Genomic DNA, 12,596 nt, shown 5'->3' with positions numbered 1-12,596 from the left:
CGGCACGCGCGGCCGCGATGCCGCGCGTCATATTCATTCGAGAATTCGTTCGTTTTCCCCCGGCTGTACCCGTCGTATCGTTGAACGATTTGCCGGCCGCTTCGGCCGGTGCTCGCTTTTCCGACTCGATGCATGCGCGGCGTTGCACGTCGGCTGGCTTCTTCGTCATCGCTTCACGGCCCGTGTTTTGGCTCGCCTTGCTGTCCCGCAACCGTCCCTTTCAACGGAACCCGCTTCCATGAAAACCGTTCTCCGGAATCTGACTGCCGCCTGCCTGTTCGCCGCCGCGGGTGCGGCGTTTGCCGCTGCTACGCCTGCAGGCGCGCCGGTGGCGAGCGCCGCGTCCGATGGCGCGCATCTGCCGCCCGGCATCGCGTGGCAACACGGTGACGTCGATGCCGCATTCGCGCTCGCGAAGCGCACAGGAAAACCGCTGCTGCTGTACTGGGGCGCGGTGTGGTGCCCGTCGTGCAACCAGGTGAAGTCGACGATCTTCAGCCAGCAGGCATTCAAGACGCGCTCGTCGTTCTTCGTGCCCGTGTATCTCGACGGCGATACCGAAAGCGCGCAGAAGCTCGGCGAGCGCTTCAAGGTGCACGGCTATCCGACGATGATCCTGTTCCGCCCCGACGGCACCGAAGTGACGCGGCTGCCGGGCGAAGCCGATCTCGACCGCTACATGCAGGCGCTGTCGCTCGGGATGACGGCCGCGCATCCGGTGCGGCAGACGCTCGCGACCGCGCTGAAGAACGGCGCGTCGCTGACGCCGGACGAGTGGCGCCTGCTGGCCGACTATTCGTGGGATACCGACGGCGCGTTGCCGGTGCCGGCCGATCGTGTCGCGGAGACGCTGCAGTCGCTCGCGCAACGCGCGCGGGCGGCCGGCGCGAAGGCCGAAGCGGCACGCTTCGCGCTGAAATCGGCGGCGGTCGCCGCATCGGACGATCCGGCGCAGGCCGGTGCGCTGGACAAGGCGGCGCTCGCCGAATCGCTGCGCACGGTGCTGCACGATCCGGCGCTGTCGCGGGCCGATTCGGATGTGCTGGTCACGGCGCCTGCGCGGGTGGTTGCCTATCTCGGGGGTGACGACGCGCAGCGCGCGAAGCTCCGCGGCGCGTACGACACGGCGCTCGCGCGCCTGTCGGCCGACACCACGCTGTCGTCGATCGACCGGTTGATGGCGTTGCATGGCCGCGTGCTGCTCGCGCGCGGCGACGCGGGCAAGGGCGCGCCGCCCGCGTTGGCCGATACCGCACGCAAGCAGATCGCCGCATCGGTACAGGGCGCGGCAAATGCGTACGAGCGGCAGGCGCTCGTCAGCGAAGGCGCGGACACGCTGACCGACGCGGGGCTGTACGACGCGTCGGATGCGTTGCTGAAGGCCGAGTTGCCGCGTTCGTCCACGCCGTACTACTTCATGTCCGGGTTGGCCGCGAATGCGAAGGCGCGCGGCGACAAGGCCGCGGCGCTCGACTGGTACCGCAAGGCCTACGACGCGGCGAGCGGGCCGGCGACGAAGCTGCGCTGGGGCGCGACTTACTTTGCGAATGCGGTCCAGCTGGCGCCGGACGATTCGGCGCGTATCGAAGGGATCGCCGCCAGTGTGCTCGCCCAGGCCGACAAGACACGGGACGCGTTTTACGGCGCCAACCTGCGCGCGCTGACCAAGGTCGTCACGCAGCTGAACCGCTGGCGCGCCGGCGGCGCGCACGATGCGTCGGTCAGGTCGGTCGTGAAGCAGTTCGACGGCGTATGCGGAAAACTGCCCGCGGGCGATCCGCAGGCAGTGGCGTGCACGAAGCTGATCCAGCCCGTGAAGGCCTGACGAAGCAAGCAGGCATCGTCGAGCGGGCCGGACGATCGATTACCGGCCCGACTCCGACGACGTGCCGCGATCGCTGCCGTAGCCGGCATCGTGCTGGCGGGCGATCTTCGCTTCGGCGGAAACGATGCTGGCCGGATAGAACCAGTCGCTCGACTGGAAGCCGGCCTGCTTGAGTGCCTTGACTTCGGCGTGGACCTGCGCGCGCGTGAGCGGCGGGTTCGACTGGGCTTGCGCGGCGAGCGGTGCCGAGACGGCGAGGGCAATGGCAACGGCTTGGATCAGGCGCTTCATGATCGGGACCTCCACGATTCCGGTAAATCGCTGCACTTCGTTCGCCGAAGCGCCGTGCGACGTTGAAACCAGTGTAGGCCGAGGCGGGCGCGTGAAAAATGCGATCGCGCCCAACGCTGTGTTTTGTTGCGGGCAACAATGGGCGGGCGGCGGCGATGCCGAATGGCGGCCCGGCGGTGCTGCGCAGGCCCGCGGCGGCCTGGTTTCGACCGGGGCCCGGCGAGCGTACAAAAGAAATCGGACCGGATGCGAAGGCCGGAATCCGTTCCGGTTCGCATGCGGTCCGATCCTGAAGGACAGGTCGCGAGGCGGCGTGCAGGACGCCGCCTCACACAAGGCGCTTACACGAGCCCCGTCGCGTAGTACACGGCGATCACGAAGAACACCGCGAGCGTCTTGATGACGGTGACCGCGAAGATGTCGCGATACGACTCGCGGTGCGTGAGGCCCGTGACCGCGAGCAGCGTGATGACCGCGCCGTTGTGCGGCAGCGTGTCCATGCCGCCGCTCGCCATCGCGACGACCCGGTGCAGCACGTCCATCGGGATGTTGGCCGCTTGCGCGCCCTTGATGAACAGGTCCGACATCGCGGCGAGCGCGATGCTCATGCCGCCGGACGCGGAGCCCGTGATGCCGGCGAGCGAGCTGACCGACACGGCCGCGTTGACGAGCGGGTTCGGGATGCTCTTCAGCGCATCGCTGACGACGAGGAAGCCCGGCAGTGCGGCAATCACGCCGCCGAAGCCGTATTCCGACGCGGTGTTCATCGCCGCGAGCAGCGCACCGGCGACGGCGGCCTTCGAGCCGGCCGCGAAGCGGTCGCTGACGCGCTTGAACGCGGTCAGCACGACCAGCACGATACCGAGCAGCAGCGCGGCTTCGACCGACCAGATCGCGACGACGGTCTTGATCGACGCCGTGACCGGCGCATGCACGCCCGGCAGCACGTCCGGCGCGACCGTGTACGACGCGGCGCCGTACCACTGCGGGATCAGCTTCGTGAACGCGAAGTTCGACACGCCGACGAGGATCAGCGGCAGGATCGCCAGCGCGGGATTCGGCAGCGACGTCGCCTCGACGCGTTCCGGCTCGTTGACGAGCGACGTGCCGTAGCCTTCACCCTTTGCCATGGCCGAACGGCGACGCCATTCGAGATACGTGAGGCCGACGACGATGATGAACAGCGAGCCGATCGTGCCGAGCGCGGGCGCGGCCCAGGCGGTCGTCTTGAAGAACGTGGTCGGGATGATGTTCTGGATCTGCGGGGTGCCCGGCAGCGAATCCATCGTGAACGAGAACGCGCCGAGTGCGATCGCGCCGGGCATCAGCCGTTTCGGGATGTTGCTCTGGCGATAGAGTTCGGCCGCGAACGGGTAGACCGCGAACACCACGACGAACAGCGATACGCCGCCATAGGTGAGCAGTGCGCACACCGCGACGATCACCGCATTCGCGCGCGAGCGGCCGATGTAGCGGATGGCCGCATGGACGATCGACTCGGAGAAGCCGGACAGTTCGATCACCTTGCCGAACACGGCGCCGAGCATGAAGACCGGGAAATACAGTTTGACGAAGCCGACCATTTTCTCCATGAAGATGCCGGAGAAGACCGGGGCGACGGCGGCGGGTTCGGTCAGGAGCACCGCGCCGAGCGCGGCGATCGGCGCGAACAGGATCACGCTGTAGCCGCGATAGGCGGCGAACATCAGGAACGCCAGCGCGGCGAGGACGATCACGAAAGACAAGGGAGTCTCCTAATGGCTTTGGTTGTTGTTCGATCGCGCGATGCGCCGCGGACCGGCTCAGGTTCGTGCAGGTTTCGTGCCATCGGCCGGATTGCGCCGCCGGACATGGGTCCGCCGGAGGCTGGCGGGCCCGCGCCGGCCTATGTCTGACGATTCTACATAAATCGTCTCCGTCTGGAGACGATATGGCCATCCGGCCAGCCCATGAAATCGTGCAGGGCTTGTCCGGACAACGCATTGCGGCGCGTCTCCATAATGAGATAATCCGTCTCGTTCCGGAGACATCCGGTCGAAAATACACGGAGACGAAGACACGATGATGAACGACTGGGCCCGCCTGCCCGTCAACTACGGCGACGTGCTGCGGCGCGCCGCCGAGTCGCTGTTCCGGACCTTCGAGGATTCGAGCGCGGGCACGGTGGTCGTCGATCGCGATGCGCGCGTCGTGTGGATGAACGAGCGATATGCGGCGCGTTTCGGTTTCGCCGATCCGCAACAGGCCGTCGGCCTCGACTGCGAGACCGTGATCCCGAACAGCCTGATGCGCGAGGTCGTGTCGACCGGGCAGCCGATCCTGCTCGACATCATGGAGACGGGCCGCGAGCCGCTCGTCGTCACGCGCCTGCCGTTGAAGAACGAGGCGGGCGAGACGGTCGGCGCGATCGGCTTCGCGCTGTTCGACCAGTTGAAGACGCTCACGCCGATCTTTTCCCGCTACGCGCAGTTGCAGCAGCAGCTGATCGCGACGCAGCGCTCCCTCGCGCAGGCCCGCCGCGCGAAATATACGTTCGCGAGCTTCGTCGGCACGAGTGCCGCGAGCCTCGAAACCAAGCGCCAGGCCCGTCGTGCCGCACAGGTCGATTCGCCGGTGCTGCTGCTCGGCGAGACGGGCACCGGCAAGGAACTGCTCGCACACGCGATCCATGCGGCGTCGGCGCGGGCGCTCCAGCCGCTCGTGACCGTCAACGTCGCCGCGATTCCCGACACGCTGCTCGAAACCGAATTCTTCGGCGCGGCGCCCGGCGCCTACACGGGTGCCGATCGCAAGGGGCGCGTCGGCAAGTTCGAGCTGGCCGATCGCGGCACGTTGTTTCTCGACGAGATCGGCGATATGCCGCTGCCGTTGCAGGGCAAGCTGCTGCGCGTGCTGCAGGACAAGGAGTTCGAGCCGGTCGGCTCGAACCGGATCGTGCGCGCGGACGTCCGGATCATCGCCGCGACGTCGGCCGACCTGCCGGCGCTCGTGGCGGCCGGGCGTTTTCGCGCGGATCTCTATTACCGGCTGAACGTGCTGACGATCCATGCGCCGCCGCTGCGCGAGCGCGCATCCGACATCGCGGCGCTCGTCTACGCGACGCTCGAGGAGCTGGCCGCGCAGCACGGCCGCGCCGCGCATTGCGAGCTGACCGACGATGCGCTGCGGATGCTGTGTGCGTATCCGTGGCCCGGCAACGTGCGCGAGTTGCGCAATACGCTCGAACGCGCGCTGATGCTGTCGGACCGTTCGGTCATCGATGCGCGCGCGCTCGCGCCGTTCCTCGGACCGGTGCGCGTATCGACGGATGGCGCGTCACCGGTGCAGCAGGTTGCCGCGTCGCCGGCCGGGCGGCGCGCAGGCGATATGGCCGGTGAATCCGGCGCACCGGCCGCTTCGTATGCCGATGCATTGGCGGCATGGGAACGCCAGTTCCTGACCGACGCGCTGGCGGCCTGCGACGGGAAGGTCGTCGAAGCGGCCGCGCGCATCGGGATCGGCCGCGCGACGCTGTACAAGAAACTGGCTGCGCTGGGCATCGACCGGTAGACCGGCCGGCGATGCCGATGCGGCGTGACGTCAAGCATCGAACAGGAGATCACGATGAAGCGGATCGGCATCGCAGGGTGGCTGACCATGTTGCTGGCGACGTCCGCGTTTGCGCAGGCCGGCGACGCCGACGCGCCCGAGGCGCGGCGCAACTGGTACAACGATCCGTTCGTCGCGCTGTCGCGGGACGTGGCCGAATGCCCGCTGCCGCTTGGCCCGTGGATGACGCGCGCCGAGATGACGGACGACGCGCATTACCGCGCCGAACGCGGCACGACCTGCTGGCTCGCCCATCGCTGCACGAAGCCGAACTCGTATATGTATGACGCGTCGATCGCCGATGCGGCGAAGGCCCACTTCGCCGGCTCCGATCATCTGCGCGGCACGAGCCTGTGGATCACCGTGCAGCGACGTTTCATCTACGTCGAAGGATGCGCGGATGCAGCGTTCGATCGTCAGGCGCTGCAACGCGAATTCGAGGCGCTTCCGGACGTCGAGCAGGTGTTCGTTCGCATCACCGACGATCCGCGCAAGCGCTTGCCGTACAAGGCGCGTGGGCAACCCGACCGCAAGCCGGACTGACAGCCGGAGGGCCGCGCATGGCATACTCGCGACATTCAAAAAATGGTTGACGGGAAGAACAATGAAACACATGCTTGCGTCGGTCTGTCGGTGGCCTCGGGCGGCCGCAATGCTGGTTCTGGTTGCGGGGCTCGGCGGGTGCGGTGGCAGTGCCCCGCTCTTCACGTCGGACGGCCGTCCGACCACCCAGGTGCAATGCACCGGCAGCGACTGGAGCAATTGCACGGACAATGCCCGGGCCATGTGCAACGGGGATTTCGAAGTGATTCAGCAATCGACTGATGACGCCGTGCGAAATCTTCTCTTCGCATGCAAGAAGAAGAGCGGTTATTGATCCCGAAATGACCGGCTGAGGAGACCACGATCGGGCGAAGTGCTTTTCTGTTTGCATGAAGTCACCTGTTTTTCACGAATAACATTCACGGAGTCCCATCCATATGGCGACCTACAGGCAACTGACCGCGCAGCTCGAAAGGCTTCAGCAAAAGATCGACAAGGAACGTGAAAAGGCGATTGCCGACGCGATTGCGGATATCCGCGCGAAAATCGAGGAATACGACATTACGCCGGAAGAGCTCGGTTTTCGTCCGGTGGGGGCGAGTGCCGCTGCCGCCGCGAAGCCCAAGCGGACGCTGCCGCCGAAATACCTGAACCCGAAGACGGGCGAAACGTGGAGTGGCCGCGGAAGATCGCCGACCTGGCTCGGCAAGAACCGCGCACGTTTCCTGATCAAGGACTGACTCCCGAAAATCCTCACCTTTCGCGAGTTGACCGACGGTGCGAATGGCCATGCGGCCGTCGCACCGTTTTGTTTTTGGGCAGTCGCCATGCGATTTTCCCTGACGAATGGACGTGTCATGTCGTGCAATTAACGGATCCTGTTTTGCCAATTCGCCGCGATCCGGCTGCATATTGCGGGGAATTCCGGTAAACAATCGCGTAATGACGCCAGGCACGCGCATTGGCATTCGCGATTTTCGCGGTGCAGGCATGCAGCGGATAATCATCACCTTTCGCGTGTTTGCGCGGGGTGTCGTGCAAATCCCGAACATACTCACCATCGCTCCTGTAAATCCTCACCTTTGAGGAAGCGGCCGCCGTGCCGTGCCGCGTTGCTTGCGTCGTGCGAGCGGCGCTGCGATGCCGGACGCGTGTGTTGCAGGTCCATGGTGCGAGCATTGACGTTCGTCGAACAGTCGGCCGTTCGGCATATAGGCAGCCGCAGGCGCTTCGCCTATGCTTGGGGTTCGCGTCGATCGGCGCCCGGCCTGCCCGGCCGCGTGCCGATCGTGTCGTCTTTCGTCACCGCAGGGAGCCGATGTGACCGTTCGCCATCTCGATGCGTTGTTTCAGCCCAGGTCCGTTGCGGTCGTCGGCGCGTCATCGCGTGCGGGCAGTATTGGCGCAATGGTGTGGTCGCGTGTGCTCGACGGTGCGTTCCAGGGGCCCGTGTGGCCCGTCAATCCGAAATATCGCGCGCTCGACGGGCATGCCGTTGTCGCCGATGTCGACCGGTTGCCTGCGCCGCCGTCGGTTGCCGTGATCTGCACGCCGCCCGCAACCTGGGCCGGCATCGTGCGCAAGCTCGGTGAGCTCGGCACGCGCGTCGCGGTGATCGTCGGCGAGGCGCGCACCGATGCCGATCGCGCCGCGGTCGATCGCACGTTGAAGGCGGCGAAGCCGTTCGTGCTCCGTATCGTCGGGCCCGGCAGCCTCGGCGTGTTGTCGCCTGCGCGGCATGCGCATTTCGGCGCGCCGGCGTACACCGCGCGATCGGGCGGCGTCGCATGGGTGTCGCAATCGAATGCGTTGACGAACGCGGTGCTTGGCTGGGCCGATGCGCGGGGTCTCGGCTTTTCGCATGTCGTCGCGCTCGGCAGCGAATCCGACGTCGATGCGGGCGATGTGCTCGACTATCTGGCAAGCGATCCCGGCACGCGCGCGATCCTGCTCGAACTCGATACCGTGCGCGCGGCGCGCAAGTTCATGTCGGCTGCGCGTGCGGCCGCGCGCAACAAGCCGGTGCTCGCGTTGCGCACCGGCCGCGCCGATCCCGGCGACGCACTCTATACGGCGGCGTTCCAGCGTGCGGGCATGGTGCGCGTCGATGCACTCGACGATCTGCTCGACGAAATCGAGACGCTCGGCGTCGGCCGTGTCACCGCGCGTGGCGCGGCGACGCTCGTGACGAGCGATGCGGGCGTGGCGAAACTCGCGGTCGATGCGGTTGCCGAGGTACGCGACGTGCTGGCCGACTGGTCGCCCGCGGCCACGTCCGCCGTGGCGGCCGCGCTGCCGCATCTCGCGGCGCCCGCCAATCCGCTCACGCTGGGCGACGACGCACGCCCCGAGCACTTTGCCGCGGCGATCAAGGCGCTCGCGCCGTTTCCGCAAACGGGTACGCTGTTCGTCGTCCATTCGACGTCCCACAGTGCGCCGGCCGAGTCGGTCGCACGCACGCTGATCGACTCGCGGCAGTACGCGCATCGCGGCATCCTCGCGTGTTTCTTCGGTGCGGTCGACGCGGCGACGCGCGATGCGCTGCACGCGAACGGCATTCCCGTGCACACGACACCGCAGCGGCTGGCACGCGCGTATGCGCGTCTCGTCGACTACAACCTCGGGCGGCAACTGCTGATGCAGACGCCCGAAGGCACGCCGCCGCAGCCGGCCGAGTGCGTGGCATCCGCACAGGCCGACGCGCGCAGGATGGTCGAAGCCGGTGAGCATGATCTGGCCGGCGAGGCCGCGCTGCGCTGGCTGTCCCATTTCGGCTTGCAGGGCGAGCAGGCCAACGAGCCTGTCGGCACGAAGGTCGTCGATATCACGGTCGACATGTACGACGATGCGAATTTCGGTCCGGTGTTTCGCTATGCCGTGCCGCCTGCGGACGGCGTGTCGGCGCCGTTCGTCGTCTACGGCCTGCCGCCGCTGAACAGCGTGCTCGCCCGTGCGGTAATGGAGCGCTCGCCGTATGCGCGCCGTACGCCCGTCGAACCGACGCTCGATGCGCTGACGGCGCTGTCACAGGTCGTCTGCGACGTGCGCGAAGTCGTCGCGATGTCGGTCACGCTGCGCGTGATGTCCGACCGCGCAAGGGTACTCGCGCCGCGCATCACGCTGGCCACGGGGCGCAGCCGGCTGGCGATCATGCCGTATCCGCGGCACCTCGAGCAGACGCTCGAGTGGCGCGGCGAGACGGTAACGATCCGCCCGATCCGTCCGGAGGACGAGGCTGCGCACAACGAACTGCTCGGCGCGATGACGCCGGAAGATCTGCGGATGCGTTTCTTCGGTGCGGTGCGCAGCTTCGATCATTCGCAGGTGGCGCGCATGACGCAGATCGACTACGACCGTGAGATGGCTTTCATCGTGTCGTTCACCGATGTGTCGGGGCGTGACCACACGCTTGCGGTGGCGCGTGCGGTTGCCGATCCCGACAACGAGACGGCGGAGTTCGCGATTGCCGTGCGGCCCGATCAGAAGGGCAAGGGGCTCGGCCGGCTGATGATGGCCCGCATCATCGACTACGCACGCTCGCGCGGCACCGCATGGATGGTCGGCGAGGCGCTGCGCGAGAATTCGGCGATGATCTCGCTCGCGAAGTCGTGCGGCTTCGCGGTGTCGACGACGGAAGAGCCCGGTGTCGTGGGTTTCAGGATGAAGTTGCAGCCGTAGGCATCGGCCCGCGGCCTGAGATTTGGGGTTGCCGCATGCAGTCGATGCCTCCGACGTTTCGCCTCGCCGCAAGCTTACTCAGGAATGCAGGATATTTGAACCAGCCTGTCGAGCGAAGCGTCTGCGAATGCGCGGGCCCTGTCAGCCGCGGCAATATCAATGCACGCGAGGTGTCCGACGATGCAGGGCGGCATGGCGCGATACGCGTCCGGCGAGCGGGTTCAAACGATGTGTTTTCGCAATGTCGCTGCCGCATTCCGGCCTCGGAGATTCGAAACCGTCACGAAGGTGAGATTTTTCGGGAGCCGTACATGAGCCGTTCCGGAATGGCACGGTGAGCCGATACGGGAGCATTCGGTGAGCCTTCCCGGGAACAGCCGGTGAGGACCTGCAGGAGCCGCTGGTGAGCCTTTCCGGGACGCGTCGGTGAGCACCTGCGGGAGGTGTCGGTGAGGACGTTCGGGAGGTGTCGGTGAGGATCTCCAGGAGCCTTGGGTGAGCTTTTTCGGGAGATATGGGTGAGTGCTTGCGGGACGCCGAGGTGAGGCTTTTCGGGAGCGTGCGGAAGCACGACTCCCGCGAGCGCGGCGCCGGCCCATGCCGGCGTCATACGCGGGTGCGGGCACGCATGAACCGTGCCCGCCAGCAGCATTACGCCGCGAGTTTCGACGCCGCGTCGTTCACCTGGTCGCGCGAAATCGCGAGTTCCTCGAGGTGCGGATCGGCATAGACGGCACCGGTTTCGCGCTCGAGGCGGGCGATCGTCAGCGCACAGCGCGCGGTGTCTTTCGGCATCGCGATGAAGCGCTTGACCGATTCGCCGGACGTGAATGCTTCGAACAGCGCGCCGCGCACGTCGTCCGGAAGCGTCTTGGTCCATTGGTACGGCTTGCCGTTGAACGTGATCGACGGCGGCAGCGTGCGTTCCTTCTTGGTCGCCGTGATGAGCCCGTAGGTGCGGGCCGCGTCGCCGATCTGCTCGGGCGAGAAGAGTTCGTCAGGCGTGATGTCGAACTGCTCGATGTAGTTCTCGATCGCCTGCATTGCGGCGGCACGATCGTCGCGCTTTTGCTGCGCGCGCGCGACGATATCACGCAGCTCGTCCGCTTCCTCGGGCGTGATCGTGAAGCTTGCCTGCTTCTGCTGAAGTTCGGAGAAACGCTGGAATTCTTGATCGTTCAGAAGTTTGGCCATGACATCCATCGGACACGACGGCCGCGACAACCGGCCGCCGTAGTTTTTGAGAGGGCCGCTATTTTAGCGTAGCGCCGTGGGCGCGCGATGCGACGGCGTGCATCGCGCGCCGAACGGGCGTCGCGCGCGACCGGGGTCGGCGCCATTGCGCCGTACCCGGTGTGCTTCATCGAACCCGCGTGTCAGCAGGTTTCTGTGCGGCCCATCGACAGATGGGCGGCCGTGTCGCGCAGCGCTTCGACGGCCACGTCGACGGATTGCACCGTGTGCGCGTCGATGCGGCGCATGTACGGGCAGGTCAGCACCGCGATCGCCAGGCCGGACGGCCCGAGGATCGGTACGGTCAGATCGGTCACGCCGTACGCCTGGCGGCTGTCCTGGCGCAGGTAGCCGGACTGCCGGATGGACTGGCACGCAATCGCGAGCTCCTGCTCGTTCAGCGGCGCTTCGCCCTTGACCTTGCGGTGCTCGGCCAGCATGTGCGCCCGTTGCTCGGGGCCCTGGAACGCCAGCATCATGCGCCCCGATGCCGTATCGGCGAGCCCGACCCGCGAACCGAGGCGGACCGACACGCCCCATGGGCCAGGCCCGTCCACCTGCGCGATCACGAGCAGGTTGCCGCGATCGTAGACGGACAGATGGCACGATTGCTCGGCGGCATCGGCGAAGCGCTGCATCGGCGGCAGGGCCTCGGCAATCAGCCGGTTCATCGGCGGGTGCCGGTGCGCGAGCGCAAACAGCTTGAGGCTGAGCGTGTAGCGGTCGCCGCCGGTGGAGCGCATCACGTAGCGGCGGGCGACGAGGCGTTCGAGCATCCGGTAGATTTCGCTCGCGTTGCGGCCGAGTTCCTTCGTGATTTCGGTGCGGGTGAGTCCTTCTTTCTGTTCGGACAGGAGTTCGAGAATGTCGAGGCCCTTGTCGAGCGCGGGTGCGCGATAGCGGTCGATAGCGGCCATCGATTCCCGTGCGTCGCAGCCGGGAAGCGGGTCGTTGGTTGTCTGCATTGTCGGTGTGAGGTTGGGGGATTACCGTCGATCGGTTGGCGACGCACGCTGGCCGGTTCTGCACGCGCATGGTTCGGGCCCGCGTATGGCAATGAAAGCCATTCGTACGAGCTTAGCAATAAACAAATAGTGTGCAATGCAGCGTCTTTTTACCGATCGTTACCGGACAAGAACGGATCAGCAACCGTTCTCGATGACAGGGGCAGCCCGAATATCCAGTATTCATGGTCTGATGGCAGGCGACGCCGGCAGCCGCAAGCGGTCGGCCGGCGTTCGTGCATTCGATGCTGCGCCGCAACGTCGGCAGGCGCACCAATAGTCGGTATCCGTCGCGCGTCATTTCACGATGCGCGGCCGATGGTACAAAGGCTTGCGGGCCAGCGACGGTGCGGCCGCGCGTGAAGCCGGCCGCCATGGGCCGGCACGCGTCGCGGGTGCCGGGCCGTCGTCGCCGATGCGCAGACCGGCGGCCG

General features: G+C 66.5%; 11 protein-coding genes. 6 read left to right on the top strand and 5 right to left on the bottom strand.

The window, feature by feature from the left end:
* The first annotated feature begins 238 nt into the window (after positions 1-238).
* Positions 239-1,825, top strand: a complete 1,587-nt coding sequence (locus OHZ10_RS17965) for a thioredoxin family protein (RefSeq protein WP_342705461.1) — start codon at positions 239-241, stop codon at positions 1,823-1,825.
* Positions 1,826-1,864: 39 nt separating this feature from the next.
* On the opposite strand, the gene OHZ10_RS17960 is transcribed toward OHZ10_RS17965, so the two are convergent.
* Together OHZ10_RS17960 and OHZ10_RS17955 are read right to left on the bottom strand one after the other, a co-directional pair.
* Positions 1,865-2,116: a DUF4148 domain-containing protein gene (locus OHZ10_RS17960; protein WP_059238533.1), complete on the bottom strand. Its 252-nt coding sequence runs from the start codon at positions 2,114-2,116 to the stop codon at positions 1,865-1,867.
* A gap of 341 nt (positions 2,117-2,457) precedes the next feature.
* A complete protein-coding gene (locus OHZ10_RS17955) occupies positions 2,458-3,861 on the bottom strand; it encodes a GntP family permease (RefSeq protein ID WP_059238535.1) in 1,404 nt (467 codons plus the stop codon).
* Between the two features lie 316 nt (positions 3,862-4,177).
* On the opposite strand from OHZ10_RS17955, the gene OHZ10_RS17950 reads away from it, so the two are divergent.
* The 5 genes from OHZ10_RS17950 to OHZ10_RS17930 all read left to right on the top strand — a co-directional run bounded on the left by OHZ10_RS17950 (position 4,178) and on the right by OHZ10_RS17930 (position 9,925).
* A complete protein-coding gene (locus OHZ10_RS17950) occupies positions 4,178-5,665 on the top strand; it encodes a sigma-54 interaction domain-containing protein (protein WP_256087065.1) in 1,488 nt (495 codons plus the stop codon).
* A 54-nt stretch (positions 5,666-5,719) separates the two neighbouring features.
* Positions 5,720-6,247, top strand: a complete 528-nt coding sequence (locus OHZ10_RS17945; RefSeq protein WP_059240875.1) for a BON domain-containing protein — start codon at positions 5,720-5,722, stop codon at positions 6,245-6,247.
* A 61-nt stretch (positions 6,248-6,308) separates the two neighbouring features.
* Positions 6,309-6,581: a hypothetical protein gene (locus OHZ10_RS17940; RefSeq protein WP_063805267.1), complete on the top strand. Its 273-nt coding sequence runs from the start codon at positions 6,309-6,311 to the stop codon at positions 6,579-6,581.
* 103 nt (positions 6,582-6,684) lie between these two features.
* The gene (locus OHZ10_RS17935) at positions 6,685-6,987 is read left to right on the top strand and encodes an H-NS family nucleoid-associated regulatory protein (protein ID WP_059238540.1); all 303 of its coding nucleotides are present in this window, start codon (positions 6,685-6,687) and stop codon (positions 6,985-6,987) included.
* 580 nt (positions 6,988-7,567) lie between these two features.
* Positions 7,568-9,925: a GNAT family N-acetyltransferase gene (locus OHZ10_RS17930; protein WP_174991644.1), complete on the top strand. Its 2,358-nt coding sequence runs from the start codon at positions 7,568-7,570 to the stop codon at positions 9,923-9,925.
* A 651-nt stretch (positions 9,926-10,576) separates the two neighbouring features.
* Here the strand turns inward: OHZ10_RS17930 and OHZ10_RS17925 are convergent.
* From OHZ10_RS17925 to OHZ10_RS17915, 3 genes are all read right to left on the bottom strand, one after another.
* The gene (locus OHZ10_RS17925) at positions 10,577-11,128 is read right to left on the bottom strand and encodes a hypothetical protein (protein WP_059238544.1); all 552 of its coding nucleotides are present in this window, start codon (positions 11,126-11,128) and stop codon (positions 10,577-10,579) included.
* A gap of 173 nt (positions 11,129-11,301) precedes the next feature.
* Positions 11,302-12,123 carry an IclR family transcriptional regulator gene (locus OHZ10_RS17920; RefSeq protein ID WP_059238546.1) on the bottom strand — a complete coding sequence of 274 codons (822 nt, stop codon included), beginning with the start codon at positions 12,121-12,123 and terminating at the stop codon, positions 11,302-11,304.
* Positions 12,124-12,235: 112 nt separating this feature from the next.
* Positions 12,236-12,538 carry a hypothetical protein gene (locus tag OHZ10_RS17915; RefSeq protein ID WP_174991643.1) on the bottom strand — a complete coding sequence of 101 codons (303 nt, stop codon included), beginning with the start codon at positions 12,536-12,538 and terminating at the stop codon, positions 12,236-12,238.
* Positions 12,539-12,596: the final 58 nt, after the last annotated feature.

The sequence above is a fragment of the Burkholderia arboris genome (assembly GCF_038723655.1).
Taxonomy (GTDB): domain Bacteria; phylum Pseudomonadota; class Gammaproteobacteria; order Burkholderiales; family Burkholderiaceae; genus Burkholderia; species Burkholderia arboris.
Note: the sequence above shows the minus strand (reverse complement) of the source record. Positions and strands in the feature narration are given on the sequence as shown.